General features: G+C 69.6%; 19 protein-coding genes and 1 pseudogene. 7 read left to right on the top strand and 13 right to left on the bottom strand.

Annotated features, from left to right (window positions below):
- Nucleotides 1-396: 396 nt before the first annotated feature.
- Nucleotides 397-588 carry a hypothetical protein gene (locus AC07BS_RS29680; RefSeq protein WP_478935068.1) on the bottom strand — a complete coding sequence of 64 codons (192 nt, stop codon included), beginning with the start codon at nt 586-588 and terminating at the stop codon, nt 397-399.
- Here AC07BS_RS29680 and AC07BS_RS29675 point away from each other — a divergent pair.
- The 3 genes from AC07BS_RS29675 to AC07BS_RS29665 are packed head-to-tail and all read left to right on the top strand — an operon-like array spanning nt 526 to nt 3,846.
- On the top strand, nt 526-2,880 hold the full coding sequence (locus AC07BS_RS29675; protein WP_478935067.1) for a helicase associated domain-containing protein: 2,355 nt from the start codon (nt 526-528) through the stop codon (nt 2,878-2,880). The two genes, AC07BS_RS29680 and AC07BS_RS29675, sit on opposite strands and share 63 nt — an antisense overlap.
- A complete protein-coding gene (locus AC07BS_RS29670) occupies nt 2,880-3,023 on the top strand; it encodes a hypothetical protein (protein ID WP_478935064.1) in 144 nt (47 codons plus the stop codon). The genes AC07BS_RS29675 and AC07BS_RS29670 overlap by 1 nt, the downstream gene beginning before the upstream one ends.
- A 43-nt stretch (nt 3,024-3,066) precedes the next feature.
- Nucleotides 3,067-3,846 carry a VOC family protein gene (locus AC07BS_RS29665; RefSeq protein WP_478935063.1) on the top strand — a complete coding sequence of 260 codons (780 nt, stop codon included), beginning with the start codon at nt 3,067-3,069 and terminating at the stop codon, nt 3,844-3,846.
- 106 nt (nt 3,847-3,952) lie between these two features.
- Here the strand turns inward: AC07BS_RS29665 and AC07BS_RS29660 are convergent.
- A pseudogene (locus AC07BS_RS29660) lies at nt 3,953-4,104 on the bottom strand (transposase); the annotation flags it as partial.
- 479 nt (nt 4,105-4,583) lie between these two features.
- Here AC07BS_RS29660 and AC07BS_RS29655 point away from each other — a divergent pair.
- Both AC07BS_RS29655 and AC07BS_RS29650 read left to right on the top strand, forming a co-directional pair.
- Complete coding sequence (locus AC07BS_RS29655) at nt 4,584-5,489, top strand: nucleotidyltransferase domain-containing protein (protein ID WP_478935062.1); 906 nt, start codon at nt 4,584-4,586, stop codon at nt 5,487-5,489.
- A 2-nt stretch (nt 5,490-5,491) separates the two neighbouring features.
- Entirely contained in the window at nt 5,492-6,130 is a 639-nt protein-coding gene (locus AC07BS_RS29650; RefSeq protein ID WP_478935061.1) for a Cap15 family cyclic dinucleotide receptor domain-containing protein, read from the top strand.
- A 175-nt stretch (nt 6,131-6,305) separates the two neighbouring features.
- Here AC07BS_RS29650 and AC07BS_RS29645 read toward each other — a convergent pair whose 3' ends face one another.
- The 3 genes from AC07BS_RS29645 to AC07BS_RS29635 all read right to left on the bottom strand — a co-directional run bounded on the left by AC07BS_RS29645 (nt 6,306) and on the right by AC07BS_RS29635 (nt 8,294).
- Complete coding sequence (locus tag AC07BS_RS29645; RefSeq protein ID WP_478935060.1) at nt 6,306-7,691, bottom strand: hypothetical protein; 1,386 nt, start codon at nt 7,689-7,691, stop codon at nt 6,306-6,308.
- Nucleotides 7,692-7,753: 62 nt separating this feature from the next.
- Nucleotides 7,754-7,987: a hypothetical protein gene (locus AC07BS_RS29640; RefSeq protein ID WP_478935059.1), complete on the bottom strand. Its 234-nt coding sequence runs from the start codon at nt 7,985-7,987 to the stop codon at nt 7,754-7,756.
- Nucleotides 7,988-8,027: 40 nt separating this feature from the next.
- Nucleotides 8,028-8,294 carry a hypothetical protein gene (locus AC07BS_RS29635; protein ID WP_478935058.1) on the bottom strand — a complete coding sequence of 89 codons (267 nt, stop codon included), beginning with the start codon at nt 8,292-8,294 and terminating at the stop codon, nt 8,028-8,030.
- Between the two features lie 372 nt (nt 8,295-8,666).
- On the opposite strand from AC07BS_RS29635, the gene AC07BS_RS29630 reads away from it, so the two are divergent.
- On the top strand, nt 8,667-9,695 hold the full coding sequence (locus AC07BS_RS29630) for a hypothetical protein (protein ID WP_478935057.1): 1,029 nt from the start codon (nt 8,667-8,669) through the stop codon (nt 9,693-9,695).
- Nucleotides 9,696-9,793: 98 nt separating this feature from the next.
- Here AC07BS_RS29630 and AC07BS_RS29625 read toward each other — a convergent pair whose 3' ends face one another.
- The 3 genes from AC07BS_RS29625 to mobF all read right to left on the bottom strand — a co-directional run bounded on the left by AC07BS_RS29625 (nt 9,794) and on the right by mobF (nt 13,306).
- Nucleotides 9,794-10,651, bottom strand: a complete 858-nt coding sequence (locus tag AC07BS_RS29625; RefSeq protein ID WP_478935056.1) for a hypothetical protein — start codon at nt 10,649-10,651, stop codon at nt 9,794-9,796.
- Between the two features lie 409 nt (nt 10,652-11,060).
- Nucleotides 11,061-11,252, bottom strand: coding sequence for a hypothetical protein (locus AC07BS_RS29620; RefSeq protein ID WP_478935055.1), 192 nt, complete (start codon nt 11,250-11,252; stop codon nt 11,061-11,063).
- Nucleotides 11,253-11,392: 140 nt separating this feature from the next.
- Complete coding sequence (gene mobF, locus AC07BS_RS29615) at nt 11,393-13,306, bottom strand: MobF family relaxase (RefSeq protein WP_478935054.1); 1,914 nt, start codon at nt 13,304-13,306, stop codon at nt 11,393-11,395.
- A gap of 590 nt (nt 13,307-13,896) precedes the next feature.
- On the opposite strand from mobF, the gene AC07BS_RS29610 reads away from it, so the two are divergent.
- Nucleotides 13,897-14,823: a Fic family protein gene (locus AC07BS_RS29610; protein WP_478935066.1), complete on the top strand. Its 927-nt coding sequence runs from the start codon at nt 13,897-13,899 to the stop codon at nt 14,821-14,823.
- On the opposite strand, the gene AC07BS_RS29605 is transcribed toward AC07BS_RS29610, so the two are convergent.
- The 5 genes from AC07BS_RS29605 to AC07BS_RS29585 all read right to left on the bottom strand — a co-directional run bounded on the left by AC07BS_RS29605 (nt 14,805) and on the right by AC07BS_RS29585 (nt 16,984).
- Complete coding sequence (locus AC07BS_RS29605) at nt 14,805-15,035, bottom strand: hypothetical protein (RefSeq protein WP_478935053.1); 231 nt, start codon at nt 15,033-15,035, stop codon at nt 14,805-14,807. The two genes, AC07BS_RS29610 and AC07BS_RS29605, sit on opposite strands and share 19 nt — an antisense overlap.
- A gap of 135 nt (nt 15,036-15,170) precedes the next feature.
- Entirely contained in the window at nt 15,171-15,416 is a 246-nt protein-coding gene (locus tag AC07BS_RS29600) for a DUF397 domain-containing protein (protein WP_478935052.1), read from the bottom strand.
- On the bottom strand, nt 15,413-15,766 hold the full coding sequence (locus AC07BS_RS29595) for a Scr1 family TA system antitoxin-like transcriptional regulator (RefSeq protein ID WP_478935051.1): 354 nt from the start codon (nt 15,764-15,766) through the stop codon (nt 15,413-15,415). Before AC07BS_RS29595 ends, AC07BS_RS29600 begins: the two co-directional genes overlap by 4 nt.
- Nucleotides 15,730-15,996 (bottom strand): Scr1 family TA system antitoxin-like transcriptional regulator, encoded by a 267-nt coding sequence (locus AC07BS_RS29590; protein ID WP_478935050.1) that lies wholly within the window; start codon nt 15,994-15,996, stop codon nt 15,730-15,732. The genes AC07BS_RS29595 and AC07BS_RS29590 overlap by 37 nt, the downstream gene beginning before the upstream one ends.
- 571 nt (nt 15,997-16,567) lie before the next feature.
- The gene (locus AC07BS_RS29585; protein ID WP_478935049.1) at nt 16,568-16,984 is read right to left on the bottom strand and encodes a hypothetical protein; all 417 of its coding nucleotides are present in this window, start codon (nt 16,982-16,984) and stop codon (nt 16,568-16,570) included.
- Nucleotides 16,985-17,282 lie beyond the last annotated feature (298 nt).

Here is a 17,282-nt window from a genome sequence, read left to right as displayed (position 1 = left end):
TTCCGCAAGCGGAATTCAAAAAGCAGGGCAATTCGCGCAAGCGCGAATTGCAGGCACCCGCGCAAGCGCGGGCGCCGAGGCTGGCAGCAAGGGGAGGTGCATCATGCGCGGGCCTGTGTAGGGCTTGGGAATCCCAGCCGTCACCCTGCGACGGAGGTGACGGCTGGTCGGCCTGACGGGGTGCCGGCCTCACCGTAGTAACGGGCTCCGCTGCGCTCCACCCGAACCCCTCCCCCACCCTCGAAACCGGTCGGACACGTTCACCAATGCCCTGCCAGCATACCCTATGAACCGTGAGTGCGAGGCAAGTTTCAGCCAAGTATCAGCCTACAGGGCGAACCTGCTGCCTGGGTGATGCATCACTGATGCTGGCTGTGTAGAGTCTGGGGCCATACATCACCACCCCGGCCCGTCACACACCGTGCCGGACTTTCTTTCTGATTGCGCGCCGCATTCCGCGAAAAGGAGAGCACGGGAATGGCCGTGAAACTGCGTGAACACCAGATTGAGGCCGTAGCCGCCATTGTGCGCGGTCTCGATATCCCGCCGGGCGGCATTCCTTTCAATGGCCTGCGCGGGCAGGTGCACGCCGCGTGCGGAACGGGGAAGACCATCATCGCAGCGGCGTCCGCGAAGCGGATTGTTCCCAAGGGCCGCGTTCTCGTCCTGGTGCCGACGCTGGATCTCCTGGCGCAGACGGTGAAGGCGTGGCACAACGCCGGGCACAGGGGGCCGGCCATCACGGTGTGCGGCCCCCTGGACGACCCGGAGCTGTGGAACATGCAGGTGCGCTCCACCACGAACCCAGTGCGGCTGGCGATGTGGCATGGCACGGGGCCTGTGACCATCTACGCGACCTACGCGTCTCTTCCCGTTCTCGTGGAGGCGTTCGCGGGCGTCTACGGGCAGCAGCTGGCCCCGATGGACCTCGCGGTGGTCGATGAGGCGCACAGGACGTCCGGGTCGATGGGTAAGGCGTGGGCGGACATCCACGACCAGACGAAGATCCCGGCGCACCGTCGGCTGTACCTCACCGCGACGCCGAGGATCTGGCAGGAGCGGCCCCCGCACTGGGAGGTCGCCGAAGGTGTCCGTGATGCGCTGCCGGAAGAGATGGCGGCGAGCATGGACGACGAGGCCGTCTTCGGGCCCGTGCTCTACAAGCTGTCGCTGGCGTCGGCCGTGTCGCGGAAGCTGCTTGCGCGGTACCAGATCATCGTCCTGGAGCTCCAGGACCCGGTCGTGACGCCCGAGCGGCTGATGGGCGAGGACCGGCACACCGAGGAAGTCCGCGGGCAGCGGCTCGGGGCGCTGCAGGCCGCGCTGCTGCACACGATGGCGCAGCACGGGCTCCAGACCTGCATCACCTTCCACCACCGGACCATAGAGGCCCAGGCGTACGCGGAGGGCCTGGAGCGGGTGGTGGCGAAGCTGCACGCGGACCAGCCGGAGATGTACCCGGCGAAGGTCTGGGCGGACTGGCTGTGCGGGGAGCACGTCCCCGAGCGCCGGCGGGAGGTCCTGGGCAACTTCGGCGCCACCACACTGCGCGCCGTCCTGTCCAACTGCCGCGTCCTTGGGGAAGGCGTGGACATCCGGGCCGTGGACTCCGTGGCCCTGCTGGACCCCAAGGGCGCGCCGCACGACATCGTGCAGGCGATCGGCCGGGCCCTGCGGCAGAAGCCCGGGCAGGGGAAACTCGCCTCTTTGATCGTGCCGGTATTCCTCCAGCCTGGAGAGCAGCCGGAGGACATGTTCACCTCCGGGTCGTACCGTCCTTTGGTGAAGGTGCTCGAAGGGCTGCGGGCTCATGATGAAGAGGCTGTGGAGTTGCTGGCGATTCCACAGGAGCCGCAGAAGGATATGGCGCAGCCCTCGGTGAATATCGGTGAGGCTCCGGAGGAAGGCGAGGCGGAATCCCGTCTGCTGCTGCGCTTTGCGGCTCCGCGTGACCCGGTGATGGTCGCGGACTGGGTGAGCTTCAACGTGATCGACACGGAGCGGCAGGACTGGGCGCGCGGCTGGGCGAAGCTCAAGGAGTTCACCGAGCGTGAGGGGCACGCCCGGGTGCCGTACGAGCACAAGGAGGGCGCGTTCCCGCTCGGGACCTGGGTCGCTGAGCAGCGGCGGGCGTTCGGGGCTGGGCAGATGACCGGCAAGCGGGCGCAGCGGCTGGAGAAGCTGGGGATGGTCTGGTCGGTCGCCGATGAGCGGTTCCAGGAGAACCTGGCGGCGGCCCGGGTGTACTTCGAGGAGCACTGGACGCTGTGCGCGCCCCGGTCGGCGTCCGCGCTGGACAAGCCGATCGGGCAGTGGCTCTCGAATCTCCGACGGCCGGGGGCGCTCGCCGACAGGCCGGAGTGGGAGGCCGCGTTGCAGGCCGTGGACGAGGACTGGAACCCGTCGTGGCCGGCGGAGTGGCAGCGGCATTACGCCGTGGTGCGGGAGATGCTCGCCGAGGAGAGCATCCTCGCCTACGTCGAGCCGGGCGTCACCGTGCACGGGATGGACATCGGGAAGTGGCTGGCCAAACAGCGCAAGCCCGAGGTATGGGCGGCCCTGTCCGACGGGCAGCACGAGCGACTGGAGGCCATCGGCGTCTTCCCGCATGCGCCCGAGCCGGAAGCGCCCGCGAAGCCGTCCACGGCGCCCGTGAGCACCTTCGAGCGCGGCGTTGCGGCCCTGGCTCAATACAAGGCCCGCACGGGCTCCGTGACCGTCCCCAGGGCCCACGTAGAGCGGCTGGAGGACGGTACGGAGGTGAAGCTGGGGGTGTTCCTGTCCAACAGCAAGAGCCGCCGGGCCAAGCTGACCGGTGACAAGCTCGCCGCGCTCGCCGGCCTCGGGCTGGAGTGGGCGGCCACGGAAGGAGCGGCGTGATGACCGCACGCGAGCATGGCGCGGGAAAGCAGGAAGTCAGCGCTGGCCCGCGTCAGCGGATGGGCGACTTCCAGACGATGGCGGTCACGGTAATCGCCATTCGGGATGCCCCTGCGTGCCCTCACCCCTACGATCCGTTATGAGCCCGGCCCCTCCGCCCGATCCCCAGAAGGCAGGCACGTCACGATGCTCTCCACCGACTTCGTCACCGGCGTACCCAACTGGCTCGACCTCGGCAGCCCGGACACGGCGGTGTCCGCCGCCTTCTACTCGGCCGTCTTCGCCTGGGACTTCGAGTCCGCGGGCCCCGAGGCCGGGGACTACGGCTTCTTCAAGAAGGACGGCAAGACCGTCGCCGCGCTCGGCCCGCTCACCGAGGAGGGCGCGAGCCCGGCCTGGACGGTGTACTTCCAGACCCCGGACGCGGACGCCACCACCAAGTCCGCCACGCAGGCGGGCGGGACCGTGCGGGCCGAGCCGTTCGACGTCATGGAGGCCGGGCGCATGGCGTGCCTCACCGACCCGGGCGGCGCCGAGTTCGCCCTCTGGCAGCCCGCGGCCGTCAAGGGCCTGGAGGACACCTCCTCGGACAACACGCTGTGCTGGGCCGAGCTGCACACAGCGGACGTCCCGGCCGCGCTCTCCTTCTACCGCGCCCTGTTCGGCTGGCGGTCGCGGGAGATGGAGGCGCCCGGCATGACGTACACGGTGCTGTCCAGCGCCGAGGGCGACCAGCAGGACGCCTCCTTCGGCGGCCTCGCCCCGGCCCAGGAGGGCATGGAGCCGCGCTGGATTCCGTACTTCTCGGTCGCCGACGCCGACGCCACCGTCGCGCGGGCACAGGAGCAGGGCGGTACCGTCGTCATGCCCGCCTCGGACGTGCCCGACGTCGGCCGCATCGCCTGGCTGGCCGACCCGCACGGCGCCCCCTTCGCCATCCTCAAGCCCGCCCCCCAGACGGCCTGAGCGGCGCGCCCGCTTGACCAGGGTGTTCAGGCGATAGGGCGCCTGACGCCCTGGGTGTGCGCGGCGAGGAAGCCGTCGAGCCCCGGCGGTAGAGCTCCTCCTTGAGCCGGACCGGCAGGTCCCGCCATGGAATCCCTGTGCGCAACCGAAACAGAATCCCGTTGATCACCCTGCGGTGGCACTTCCACCGCCGGCATTGCCGGGCAGGTGCGGTTCCAGCCGAACCCACTCCGCCTCACTCAAATCACCCCGCCCCACATGGCTGAGAACGAACCACAGCCCGGACGATCACTGACCTATCAGACAGGCTAGGGCGAGCCGCCGCTCACGGACCGAAGTTGGAGAAGGCGTGACGCCGATGGACAGAGACCCCGGGCGCACTGGGCGCCCGGGGTCCTTCGCTGCCTGGGGCCAGCGACATCGAGCCCCAGGGCGTACACGTACTTGAGTGCGATGCCATGGGCTCTGAGCAGCGACATCGCACTGGCGTGCGTGTAGGTCCTGGGGTCATAAGCCGCTCCCCCCCTCTGCGGGCAATGTGGCGGCCGGGACATGTTCGGCGAGGCGGTCCAGCCGGGTCTCGAGCGTCCGTACGAGGCGGGCGCGGTCCTGGGCGCAGCGGCTCTCGGGACCCTCATGGTGCGCGGGACCTTGGGTGGAAGTGTTCTGCTGAGGTCGGTTTGTCAGACCCGCTCGTACGATGTCTCAGGTACAGGGTCGGAGGCGGGGAGGGGTTAATGGCACAACAGCTGACGTACGCTCAGCGGCTCGTTCTGATCAACAAGTGGAAGAATCCCCCGGGGGCTTCCGAGCAGCTCCGGCTGGAGCGGGCCGAGCGTATGGTGAAGGTTGCGATCAGCCAGCACGAGGCATTCCAAGGGCTCGACATCACGGTCGCTGCGAAGGGCTCCTACCCCAACAAGACCAACGTCCGCGGCGACAGCGACGTGGACATCATGGTGAAGCTCAACGACCCCTTCCACACCGATGGCCTGGCGTCGTGGTGGTGGGGCCAACCGGCCCGGCACCCAGGGCCGTGGACCAAGGCCCACCTCCGCGAGGAGGTCCACGCCGCTCTCACCAGCCATTTCGGGTGGGTAGACGCGGACCATAACATCGCCTTCTACGTCCCGGAGGTCGTCGGCAGCCGCCCCAGCATCGACGTGGTGCCGTGTTTCAAGTGGGTGAAGTACGACGCCGCAGCTCCCGGGGGCGAGCGCGTGGGGAGCGTCGTCTACGGACGCAACGGCAAGCAGGTCATCAACTGGCCCGAGCTCCAGCTGGCCAACGGCCGCACGAAGAACATCAACACCAAGTACCGGTACAAGTTCGTGGTGCGAGTCCTGAAGAACGTGGAGAACGACCTCGCTGCCGAGGGCGTGATCAAGGCGCTGCCGTCGTACTTCTCCGAGTGCCTGATCTACAACGTCCCGGACCATATCTTCCTCACCGGCGACCTGGATGACGCGATCCGCGCGAGCCTGCGGGAGGTCCACCGTCAGCTCTCTTCCTTCTGGAGCCTTCAGCTCATGCGGGAGCCGAACGAGATGAAGAAGGTCTTCGGCGAAGGACAGAAGTGGAACGCGAAGGACGCCGGTGAGCTGATCGAGGGCGCGTGGCACTACCTCGGCTACGGAGGCTGATGATGAGCACGGCCGCCACCATCCGCACCGGTTCCACCATCGCCGCGACCCTCTACACCGTCATCCTGGTCGTCCTGGGCCTGTACCCGTCGCAGTTCCGGTACCTGTTCGCCTACATCCCGGCCGCTATCGGATACGGCGTCATCGTCTTCGACAAGTGGGCCTGGCACTGGCCCGTCATCCACCGCTTCACCAGCCGCCCCTGGGTCACGGGCACCTGGCGGGTAGTGCTTTCCCCGAGCCCGGAGAGCCACATACCCGAAGGGATAAACCGGGGCCCGATCACCACATACATGACGATCGAGCAGACCTTCTGGAGCCTGCACGCCACGCTTCGTACGAAGGAAAGCACCTCCCGCCCGAGCAATGCCACGATCAGTGCCCCCGAGAACTCGGGCACCGCCGAGATTGCCTTCCTGTACGAGAACACGCCCCGCGTGGAGCACCAGCACCGCAGCCCCCGGCATGAGGGAGCCTGCCGAATCACGGTCACCGGGCTACAGCCCAAGGCTGCCACCGGGCACTACTACACCAGCCGGTTCAGCGCCGGCGACATGGACTTCACCCTCCTCGACCGCTCCACCGGCTACGGCACCTACGCCGAAGCCCAAACCGCCGACCCCGACCGCAGCTCCGGCTGAACCAGCCCGCATAACCGACAAACCCTGCACCGCAGCATCTCCAGATCACCAGATCCCTCGTCGACGACGACAGCAGGGCCACCGGCTGAAGTAGCTCGGCATGCTCTGGTCCGTCGCCGACGAGCGAACTGCCTGCTGGGGCCTCGTAGGGCGCCGAGCAGCAGGGCCGGGCGGTTCAGCCGGCTCGTGCGGCCAGGAGCTGGGCGCGGTTGTAGGTGGTGGTTCCGTCCTGCGGGGTGGTGCGCAGCAGGTCGACCAGGCCCTGGGCTGGGTCGGGTTCGCGGGGTGTGACGGCGGGTGCGGAGATGTCGTCGAGGAGTTTGTCAACGAGGCGGGCGAGGGTGTGGTTGCCAGTGCCGTTGTAGCCCCAGCTGATGCCGTAGCCGGAGCGGGCCGGGGCGGGCCACAGGGTGCCGTCCTGGGTGCGGATCCAGGGGGTGTGGTCGCTGACAGTGAGGGCCGCCAGGGGGGAGGTGGTGGGCAGGCGCTGCAGGGCGAGGGTGAAGATGTCCTCGGGTTCGTCGTGGGACCAGCGCTTGCGGCGCCGGATCGCCGGCACGCCGGTGACGGGGTCGTGCAGGAGCTCGTCGGTTTCGGTGTCACGGGCATTGGTGAGCAGTTCTTGCTCCAGCACGGTGGGCGCCTGGTCCCGGGTGACGGGTCGAAGGCGTTGGGCCCACTCGCGGGCGGTGGCGCACTCGTCGGGCCGGACGACGACCGCGTCGCCGGTGTGCCAGTCCTGGCCGCCGTCCCAACGTTGGGCGAGGGCGGCGACGCGGTGGGCCAGGACGTCGCGGCGTTCGGTGATCGACAGCCAGCCCGCACGGCGTACCACCTCGGGCAGCGGCTCTTCGTCGGGGCGGCGCAGCTCGGCGGGGACGGCGCCGAGGACCAGGTGGGCGCCGTCACCGCTGTCGGCGGCGTTGTCTTGCAGTTCCTGGATGTCGCGGGTGACTGACTTGTGATCGCGGGCGCGGATCTCGCGGGCCAAGGACCAGCACAGGCGAGCGGCCGGAGAGCCGTCCGGCTCGTCGGCGGCGAGTTCCACCAGCGCCTCGATGCGGCTGGTGACGTGGCAGGCGGGCACGATGGCCGGCGGTGTCCCCGGTCTCCAGGCGGCGATCGTCTCGCGGTCCCGGAGCGAGGCGAACCAGTACGGAGCCCGCATCCCCACCGTGGCGGCCAGGTGTTTCCACGTCGGCTCGTACTGCTCGGACAGCTTCAGTCCCGGCAGCACGTCCAGGGCGAGGAGCCGCGGCACGTACGGCTCGCTGACCTGCGTACCGGCCTGCGCGACGACCACGCACGCATACCTGGACGCCAGGCGCTCCCCGTACCGGCCGTACAAGGCGTCGATGACCGACCGGGGATAGGCGTTTCCGTCCCGCAGCGAGTGCACCAGCCCGATACCACCCGCAGGGGTCTCCCAGCGCAGGACCGCGTAGCCACGAACGACCTCCGCCTGGTCGAACTCCGCCGTGCCCTCGCCCGGCAGCCGCAGCAGTAACGGTTCATACCCCGGCTTCCGGTCCTGCTCCTTGCCTTTGTTGAACAACGCCACCGCGTCCCTCCCCGGTCTGATCTTCCCCATGACGAGAGGGATCTGCCCACCGCCGGGGCAGGTCAGTCCAGGTCGGTGGTGCCGGAGCCGGCGCGGGGCCGGTTGCGGGCCCAGCGCTTGAGGTCACCGACGCGGTAGAGGAGTTCGGCACCGCGCTTGCCCGCCGAACCCGGGAAGGTCGGGTCGTTCTGGCGGGCGTAGCGCAGAGCGGCGAGGGTGATGGCCGGCAGGTGGTGTTCGTGGGCCTCGCGCAGCCCGACCACGGTGTCGTCCGGGCCCGCCGGCGGCGTCGCCACCGTGGTGATGGTGTCGGCCGGTTCGGCGGCCGGGGAGGGCTCAGGGGTGGCCGTGGACGACAGGGCCGGGGCGGTATTCCAGGCGTCGGCAAGGAAGTCGGTGGGCCAGGCGCTGCCAGCCAGCCCGGTAGGAACGGCGGCGTACGCGGCCCTCCACTTTCGGCAGGACGCGGGTGCCCGGCCGCCAGAAGGTGGCGTCGGTCCGCTTGACGCCGTCCAAGTCCTGGCCGGCCAGGATGCGGCCGATGCCGAGCACAAGGGTTTCGACGGTCTCCTCAATCTGCTTGTCGAGCTTCGTCTGCGCCATCGGTCGTGCCCTTTCGGTGTGCGTCCGGGCACCTCACACCCGGAAGCGGACACGACGGTTCTACGACGATTCCCCTGTGGACAGAGTTACGCACGGAGCTGGGCCGCTGTGGACAACGAAGTGGAGTTGAGAGCTACAGAGACACTCCCCAAAAACCTAGAACACGCAAAACACCATATAACAGGGCATGCTGGTGCTAGTGGGCCTCAGGGGAGGTCCCTCCTCCTGGCCGCCGCCCGACCCGGCTGGCCCATAGAGGGGGAGAAGGAGCCAAGCCCCGCCCCAGAAGCACTCGTGCAATCCCTCTCGTCTGTCTCACCTGGGCGTGCCGGGGTCGGTGGCGGCATGCGACACGCGAACCAGGAGCTCCAGATGAGTCACGGCAACAGCCTCACCCAGCAAGCCCGCTACCGTGCACGGTGTACGGGGCGCGGGCACCAGAGCGAGCACCAGTTCCTGAGCACGGCTCGGCCGGCGACACCGATCCCGGAAGTGACCGGGGAGCAGGCGCTGCTGGAGGCTGCGCTCTTCGAACACATCGGCGGCACCGCCGACTACTGCGCCCATCCCGCCGGAATCCACTCGGTGCATCCGCAACGCGATCACCTGACGGTCCACCTCGACCCGTACATCGGCCAGCCCGGCCGTCCCCTGGCAGAGCACAGCCTGGCCCGGCTGCTGCCCACCCAGAACACCCACAGCGACGAGAACCCCTACGGCGTCCCGGGTATCCGTCTGCGTGGCATCGACCACCACGGTCTGCACCTCGGCATGGCCGACAGCGACGCTTCCGCCACCCTGGCCGGGCCGCCGCCCGCGCGGTGGCGCACGCTCCTGGCCGACCATCGCGCTGCGTGCGGCGAGGACGGGCTTGCTCCCCTGTGGGAGCACACCGGCCTGAGCGAGTCAGAGGCCGCTTTCCGCGCCGAACACCCGACATGGCAGCACATCCTGAGCCGCAGCGCCTGGCTGGGAAGCGGGCTCCTGCGCCGCATCGGCCTGTTCCATACCGTGTCCAACGCCTACTGCCTGAGGTACTGGTTCGACGGCGAGGACTGGAAGTTCGAGCTCAAGTACGAGCACGGCGTTCCCGTGAACCACGACGAGCTCATCCAGTACCTGACCCACCCCGTCTGGGGGCTCCCGCTGCGCGTCGACCACCGCCACTGCGCATGCCGGCCCTGCGATTGCGACGGCGGCCGCGAACGCATGTGCTGGATTGAGCTCAGCCCCTCCTCCCGGCGATCGACCGGTATCAGCTTCCGCTTCCGCTCCACGGACAAGGACCGCGACATCACCACGGTCTACACGAGGCTCACCGCTACAGGAGCCCCAACACCCTGGCTCGAGCACGTTCTCCCCCAGCACCACCGACAGGCCAGCGAAGCGGTAGCCGTCTGAAAGGACGCGTTCCTCCCTCGACGCACGGGCCCCGGCACGAGCTCCAGGCCGGCGCTGAGGACCACGCCTCGGAATACGACATGCACCGTCGCACGCGGCTACGTGTAATGCGGGGCCCTGGCCAAGGTGACGCCTCCGTTCTCCAGGCGCAGCACGCCGTGGTCAGGGCCTTGCGGCTCGTACGTGGCGCCAGGGATTCGCGCTTCCGTACGCAGTAGGAAGTCGGCGACTTCCTGCGTGCCGGGCCCGGCGTTCCAGACCAGGCGGTATGGGAGGACTCCCGGCGTCGGTTCTTCCCATGCCGGCCGGATGCGGAGCGAGCTCCACAGGGCCGTGGCACGGACCATGAGGGCGCTGCGCAGTGGGGTGCACGGGGTGTGCGCCCAGCGGTAGGCGTGGGCGGCTTCCGCCTCGGTCAGGGACGGCTGTCGCCACAAGGGCTCGACATCGAGGTTGTTGTGCCATCGCGTCTCCGAGGCCAGGACGCGGCCGAAGTCGCGGCGACGCCCTTGGCTCCGGGAGTCGATGAGGTCGATTCGGGCGCCGGTGGGCAGGTGGTACAGCCGCAGCCGCCGGTTCCCCATTCCGGTCAGGCGCAGGCCGGGGATACCGGAGACGCGGCTGCCCTGGTGGAGCAGGGGCATCATGCGGGAGGCGACCCGGCAGGCGGTGTTGGTGTGAACGTCGAGACGGTCGGGCCGCGCGACGATCCAGTTTAGGTAGAGGCAGATACTGGCCATCGCGGAACAGCGCGTGGGGTTGTCGAAGGGGTGCGGCTGCTGCCTGTGGCCGTTCATCAGGCAGGTGGCGAGCAGGGCCTGGAACCGCTGCTGGCCGGCCGAGGTGTCGGGGTCCAGGGCGGGCAGTCCCTTGGGGCTGCGCGGCAAGTCGCCGGTGGGGATCCCCAGCAGCTCTTCGCAGGTACGACGGCGCGCGGCGTCGCGGGTGTGTGGCATCGCGGGTCCGTTCGGCACGCTGCCCGGGCAGCGGCCGGCTGAAGACGGGCCGCTCGGCACGAGAAAGGTCGTGGAAGAGGACCGGGCATCACACCCTCGAGGCACCGTGCACGTCCGCCCGGGCGGACCGCAAGCCCCAGGACCGTCCCCGGCCCGCGCTCCACACAATAGCCCCGATTGATCCGAAACAGACACATAACACGCGCCATTCTCATTGCCGATCACGAACCTGAGCCGTTGCCAGCTGGCCCCCGGTGCGGCGGCCTGTCGGCCGCCGGGACGAGGACGCCGACGAGGCGACCGGGCGGCGCCACACGCAGGCCGACCCAGAGCCAGGCGCTCGATCCGCACCACCGTGGTCTCCACTCGCCTCCGTGCACGGGCGCGCGGTGGAGTCCATCGCGTCCACTCATCCCCGGCGGCGGCCCCGCGCGGTGCGCCACGGGTTCGGCCGGCCGCCGGGGTACTGCCGGGAGCGGTGCCGGGCGGGTGGCGGCGTCGGTGACGGAGACAGCGCCATACGCAGCCGGGCGGCTTCGGCGAGCTGCTCCAGGCGCTCGCGCTGCTCCGGCGAAAGGTGCGGCGGGGTCGGGGCAACCATGGGGGCCTCCGTGCTTGAAGGAGCAGTCCCTGGCACTCTCCCCCGCTCCCGGGTGACTTCGGGGGTGGGCGGTCGGTCGCGTCCCGGCGCCTGGCACGGTGACTTCGCCGTCCGTCCCGCCGTGCGGGCCGCACGGCGCTTCACGGCCGGAGGCCCTGGCCTTGGCCGGGGTCGGGCTGCTGGCGCTGCTGCTCGTGCTCCTGACGGCGCTGGTCGACCGGACTGGCCGGATCGGCGGCCGGAGCCTTTCGGTCCTCCATGGCGCGGCGGCGGGTGTCGGCGGCGCGGGTGAAGGCAGCGAGCCGGTCCAGGTTCTTTGGTGTGCGCAGCCATGTCGCCGGGTCGGTCGTGCGGCCCTCCAGGTACTCCTCGGGCATCGCGGCCTGCTGGTGGGCCTGGACGGCTGCGGCCCGTTGCGCCGGGGTCAGGGCGGCGTCCCGGCCCGGGTGGTCGACGGTGTGGGGAGCGGATGCCGTCTCGCCCTCGAGGTCGCGGTGATCGGCGGGTGCGGAGACGGCCGAGGTCGTCGCCTCGTTGGCGGTGGCGGTGTCGGCTCGGATGCGGGCGTCGCGGATCGCGTTCTGCACGGCAAGGCTGGCGACACGGGCTCGCTCGTAGCGGCTGGACTCCCGCGGCGGCGTGCCTTCGGCGGGGGCGATCCACCACCGGTGTGGCACCGGGAAGTCGGCGGTGTAGCTGATCCGGTCCGGCGTCGGGGCCTTCCGGCCGGGCTTCGCGACGGTGCGGCGGCGGGAGTACCGGAGCAGGGCCCGGTGGGTGATGTAGTCGTCAAGGCCGCGGGTGAACTCGCGGCCGCGCAGCGTCTCCAGCAGGTGCCGGCGCGCTTCGGCCAGGATGTGGCGCCGGGAGAACTTCTCTCGCACGGTGAAGACGACCGCGGCGACGTCGACGGCGGCGAGCGTCACGTCCACGGTGGGATCCACCCGCGCCCGAATCGCCGCTCCGGCTGCCCGGCACCTGTCCAGGAGGCCGTCGATGAGCTGCTGGCCGAAGCGGAGGATCGCGGAGGCGCGCCACCACGCGAGGAGCTGCGCGAGCGGCTTCGGCTTCTTCTTCGCGGGCCGTGTCTCCTGCGCCGCCCACCAGCCCAGCTGGTGACGGCCGCGCTCTGAGGGCAGGTGCCCGTGGTCCTTCACGTACTGGTCGGTGAGCACCTCCAGGGCGTCCTCGATGCGCTGGCGGCGGGACGCCGACCAGTTGATGAGGTCCTCGGGCACTCCGGCGATCTCCATGACCGGACGCAGGCCCGGTGTGACCTCGCGCGACACGGTCGCCAGCCCCAGGGTTTCGCACACCTCGGTCGTCATCGCCAGGGTGTAGAGCGTCCCGGCGGCCACCACGTTCTGGTAGAGGCGGTAGGTGTCCACAGCGCCCCAGACCGGTTCACCGCCGGCGCCCAGGCGCTGGACGCGGTTGAGGATCAGGCAGTGCTCGTGCAGGAGCGGCAGCCCGTCGCGGTTGTCGATGTGCCGGAAGGCGGCGACCACGAGCGCGGGTGTCTTCGCGCGGCCGCGGCCTGACGCCCACCGGGTCTCGGCAACTTCATCCTCCAGCCAGCGCAGCGCCGTGGCGACGGCCCGCTCGTGGGCCCGCTCGATGACCCGGCGCGTGGCAGCGTCGCCCAGCGCCCACAGCACGACCAGCGACGCCTGCGGCCGGAAGGTGAAGTCCATGCCGAGCAGCGGCGTCTGCTTGCGGGCCTCGATCTCCTCGATCGGCTGCCCCAGCACCGTCAGCCGACGGGCCGTGGCCGCATCGACGCCGTCGTCCAGGAGGCCGCGCTCGATGCGGTCGGCGTCCGGGTGCCGGCCCTCGCCGAACAGCAGCTCCAGCTGACGCTCGGACACCTGGCCGCCCTCGGCGAGCCCCAGCGCACGCAGACCACGCCCCAGCCACCGTCCCGGTGGGAGCCCGACCAGCTCCTGGGCGTCCTTCAATGACTGTCCGACCGGGCGGCGGCCGTCGCCGAACGCGACTCCGCGTATGTAGTACCGCCACGCGTTACGCCTTTGGATCTTCGCGACACTCAGCATCGCCACAGCACACACCGGCGCTGACCTGCGAAAAAGCGTGATCCCGTGAGGCGGGAGGGTTCACCGGAACTTCACGGCCGATCCCGCCGGGCGGGCGTTCGCGGCGGCATCGTGCCCGCCCGGCGGACACCACCAGGGCCATGCAAATGCTGCGCGGCCGCCAGTCACACGCGCCTCACACACCGGAAACCGCCAGTAGACGACTCCACCGTCAACGAGTGCACATCTACGTACCGCTCCCCGACCTGACGGCCAAAGACGCCGCGCCCTGCACCACGTCACCGACTCTCCGCCCCCTGCAACGCCGGGGGCTTCCAGCTCTTCCATCAGGCCGGCGAAACCGGTCAGGACGACCAGGGGGACGGGCACAGTCTGGACAGCGGCCAGCGCCGCACGGGCCCGGGCCGCCGGCGACTGCAGATCGGTGTCACCGTCGGCAGGGATCAGAGCGCGACGGCCGCGCCCCAGGGCACAGTTGGTGCTCGGAGTGCTCACCCACCCAGTCTCCCGCCCCACCCCGCACCGCGCCCGGGGGCGGACGTCCCGGGCCCGCTTCCACCACCAACCAGAATTGCCCAATATAGTGGTTTATAGGGGAATGGCGCAGGTGCAGCGGAGTTGCCCGCCGGTCCGCTCCGGCCCGCGGCGCAGCTGACGGGCGGCCCGATACGGCGCGCCGGCCCGGCGCCCGGTCAGCGGTAGCGGCGGGCGACTGTGTCGGCGCTGACACCCAGGGCCGAGCGCCGATCCCGGGCCGCTGGCGCGACGGCCCGGTCTACGTCACCAGCCCCGACGATCCTCTGGTCCCGGCCTACACCGCTCCAGACTTCGAGGACGTGCCCGACCTGATGGGGGAGCTGATCGACTGGCTCAACACCGGTGACCTCGACGCCCCGGTCCACGTACGGGCCTCCATGGCGCACCTGAATCTGGTGAACATTCACCCGTGGAAGGACGGCAACGGGCGCATGTCCCGCGCCGTGTCCACGCTCGTCTTCGCGCGGGAGTCTGAGAGTCTGCTGCCGCCGGAGTTCTCCTCCATCGAGGAATGGCTCGGCCGGGCCCAGAACACCTACGCCTACTACCGCGTCCTGCAACAGGTCGGCGGCCCCAAATGGACCCCCGACCGCGACACCCACCCATGGATCCGCTTCTGCCTGGAGGCCCACCACCGCCAGGCGCAGCAGGCCCAGCGCCGCACCGACCTGCTCTCCCGCGCCTGGATCCACCTCGGCGAGGCCGCCGAGCGCGACGGCCTGGATGAGCGCGTGGTCTACGCACTGCTGCCGGCCTTCTGGGGATCGAAGGTCCGCCGCACGGTCTACCAGGCCGACGCCGACCTGTCCGAGCAGCAGGCCATCCGCGACATCCGCGAGCTGGTCCGCCTGGGCTGGCTCGAGGCCCAGGGCCGGGCACGCTCCCGTTACTACGCACCAGGTCCTCGCATGGCCGGCGCGCAGGAGAAGATCCGGCAGGCCGTCGAGCCCTACGCCGACCCTTACGCGCCCCGCCCCTGACCAGCACGGGCGGCCGGGCCCGGCCGCCCGTGCTGGTCAGGGGCGGGGCGGAGTGCGTCGAGTCCGCCGAGGTCGGCGACCTCCTCGTCGGTAAGGCGCAGTTCGTAGGAGCCGCCGAAGCCTCCACCGCCCGGTGGGCAGGCGCGGGCCAGCTGCCCGGTGAGGACGGCGATCAGACGATGACGATGTGGATCGTCGGTGTGACGAGGCACGGGCTATGGGGCCTTTCTGGCGAGGGATCACCGGAGTGTCACACCTGGTCCAACGAGACGGTGACAGGACTGGTGCGGGTTGCTCGCGCCCCCTTCTTGGAATGGCCGAGAGGGGGGCGGCAGCATGGTGCGGTGTCAGAGTGTCGGGTCGTCCAGCGTGCCGGAGCGGACATCGGCGATGAAGGAGGTCCAGGCGCCGGTGGTGACGAGGAGGGCGGGGCCGGTCTTGTCCTTGGAGTCGCGGACGCCGACGTGGCCGGCGGCGTGGGTGCGGTCGGCGACCTCGACGCAGGCGGTGCCGTTCTCCTGGCTGTGGGACGACTTGAACCAGGCGGTCTCGGGCGCGACGTCGGGGGCTATGCGGGTGCGGTGGTGGGTCACGGTGCCGTCGTCTCTCGTGCGAGTCGGTGCAGGAAGGCGGGCGTTTCCCCTGGCGGCAGGGCGCCCGCCCGAAGGGCGTCGAACTTGCGGGTGAACGCCCAGACCGTGGTGTCCTTGTCGCTGACCTTCGATTCCTCGGCGCCGTCGCTCTGGACGACGGTGGGCAGCGGGGTCTCGAAATCCAGCAGCATGAAGTTGGTGCTGGAGCGGTAGGTGGCGGTGGCCATCGGCAGGATCTTGACCGTGACGTTGTGGAGCGCGGCGAGGCGGGCGATCTCCTCGTACTGCTCGCGCATCACGTCCGCGCCGCCGATCACGCGGCGCAGGACGGCCTCGCAGGTACGACCCATAGTGCCGTTGGGCTGCTGGTGCGGGTGAGGATGTTCTTGCGTTCCATGCGCAGCTCGATGGTGCGCTCGACGAACTCGGTCGTGGTCTCCTCTACCAGCTTCGCCCCCAGCAGCATCTCACGGGCATACCGCTGGGTCTGGAGCAGGCCGTAGACGACGTTGGGCTGCCAGCCGCGGATGTGGCGGGCGCCGCTCTCCAGGCCGACGAAGGTGGCCATGCCCGACGGCATGACGCTGCGGTACTGGGCCCACCAGCCCCGGTTGAGGGAGTCGCGGTGGATCTCTCCGGCGTCGACGCGCGGGAGCCGTGGCCCGGGGAGGAGAAAGACGAGCAGGAGGCGATACCGAGTCCCAGGACGGCACCGGCCGCGGCGCCGCCCAGCGCGAGGGCACGCCGCCGTGTGAGGTCGCTATCGGTCATGGCCGGGACCCTGGGCGCGACGGTCCGGCGCCCGGCGGGGGCACGCGGGGGCGGTCGCCCGCACGAGCGATGCGGGCGGCTGATGCGCGGTGAGGAAGCCGTCGCCTCATGGGACCCGGCGTGTCCTGCCTGCACCGCTGCCCGCACTGGTCGGCGCGTGCCCGCACGCCAGTACCTGTCACCCGAACAGCGCGTCTGCGCACGCCACCGGTACTGGCTCCTGTACCTGCCCGGCACCAGCGGTCTGCACGTGCCCCTCGGCCAGTGCCCGGGTCCTCAGGCGCGTTGCTCCATGTCACCGGTCAAGGAAGCACCCCGGGCTACTCCGCGGCTTCCGAGGCAGTCAACGGGAGCTGCAGCGCCCAAGAGATTACGTGGGGTCAGCTCTCCTTGAAGGTCTGAACACCCTTCTTGCATCCTGCTGCCCACTCTGCCGGGTAGTCGGTGGATGATTCCTTAGCGCGTTGCTCGCAGCCGTTCAACACCTCTCTCACGGCTGCACCTTTACCATGCTTTTCAAGTATTTCCTGGCCAACTTTAAAGCCTGATGCGAAGGCTGACTTTGGCGTTTCTTCACCTCCTTCGCCTCCCCCCGCCGGAGACTTTTCGGATGCTTCATCACTCGGCGCAACCGATTCCTTAGTGTCGCGCTCAGGTGCCTCGCCGCTGCAGGACGTGAGGGAAAATAGGCAGGCGAGGACGGTTGCTGTCGTCGAAATCCAGACAGGCCAGCGACGGGTCGCGACGCAGGTAGTGGAGAGCGTTAATCCGTTTTCTGTCACAGGTTGTTGCTTCATGGCAGCACCGTACGTGGCCTACGTTCCAGCCAACAACGTCTCAAGCGGATCTGACGCGAACTAGATGGCACCTGGATGTCGGATGCAGATACCTTCGTCCAGCTTGATCCGCAGGAACCGCAAATGATCATCATCTCGATGATCACAGTTGGAGGGACCAGCAACGCATGCGATTAAGACCCTTGCTCCCCGCCTTGGCGCTGGGTGTGACGGCAGCGTTATCCAGCACCTCACCTGCGCTTGCTGAGATCGCGCGGCCGCTGCCCATACCGGCTCCGCCCTCAAGCGCACCGTCGAC

It is taken from the genome of Streptomyces sp. NPDC044063 (assembly GCF_056434285.1).
Note: the sequence above shows the minus strand (reverse complement) of the source record. Positions and strands in the feature narration are given on the sequence as shown.